1 protein-coding gene is annotated in these 990 nt (G+C 70.9%); it reads left to right on the top strand.

Annotated features, from left to right (window positions below; translation table 11 throughout):
- Positions 1–42: 42 nt before the first annotated feature.
- The coding region (locus NS334_RS16405) for a hypothetical protein (protein ID WP_206542685.1) at positions 43–990 on the top strand (948 nt) is incomplete at its 3' end.

Genomic DNA, 990 nt, shown 5'->3' with positions numbered 1-990 from the left:
CCGAGGAGCCCGCTGACCCGCCGCCTGCTGCTCGCGCTCGGCGTGATCGCGACCCTGTTCCTCGACCGTGGTCTTGCGTGGTGGAGCGGAAGCTTCGTGCTCGATCGCCTCTCGGTGATCCCGGCCGCGCTGATCCCGCTCGGCGCGCTGATCGTCACCGAGGGCATCCTGCGGCGGCACGCGCCGCGCCCGGTCAAGATCGCGGCGCTCGCCGGCGGCATCCTGCTCGGGCTCGGCGGCACGTTCGGGCTGCAGCGCTTCGTGATGCCCTATGCGATCACGCTGGCGCTGTTCCAGCTCGCAGGCTTCGCCACCTGTGCACTGCTGCTGGCGACGCGCGACCGCGCCGCGCTGATGGCCTCCGAGAACCGCAGCATCGGCCGCATGGCGGTCGGCGCGCTGGTGGTGATCCCGTTCATCCTCACCGATTTCCGCACGCTGTTTCCGGACATCCCGGTGCGGCTCGGCGCGCTGGGGGCACTGCTCACGGTCACCGTGATGCTGATTGCTGGCGGCGGCGCCGAGACGCGCCGGCATGGCCTTGCCATGATGGCGCTGCGGCTGATCTCTTCGGGCCTGCTCGGTCTCGCTGCTAGCTTCATGGCGCCTGATGTCGATGCCGCCCAGATGGTCCGGTTCGTCGCGGTCGCGATCGCCGGCGTCCTGACCATCGGCCTGATGACGGACGCGCTGCGGGCACTGTTCGAATCCCAGGAGCCGGGCGTGCTCAACTCGGTCGCGGCGTCGCCGTCGGCGACCCGCGAGCAGCTCATACATAAGCCCGCGCGCCATCCAATCCCCGCCCGCGCGCGACCGCTTAGTGAAGCAGATCTCGCGCCCCACGAACCGCCGCTGCCACGCAACCACCTGTCGGCGCAGCTCGTGCTCGGCCCGGCCACAGCCCCGTGGGGCTTGGTGTCGCCCTACCCGGACGCCGAGGGCTGCGCTGCGCTGGCGCTGTTCACCAACGGCCACCACGCCAACGCACAC

It is taken from the genome of Sphingomonas endophytica, from assembly GCF_001476895.1.
GTDB lineage: Bacteria > Pseudomonadota > Alphaproteobacteria > Sphingomonadales > Sphingomonadaceae > Sphingomonas > Sphingomonas endophytica_A.
Note: the sequence above shows the minus strand (reverse complement) of the source record. Positions and strands in the feature narration are given on the sequence as shown.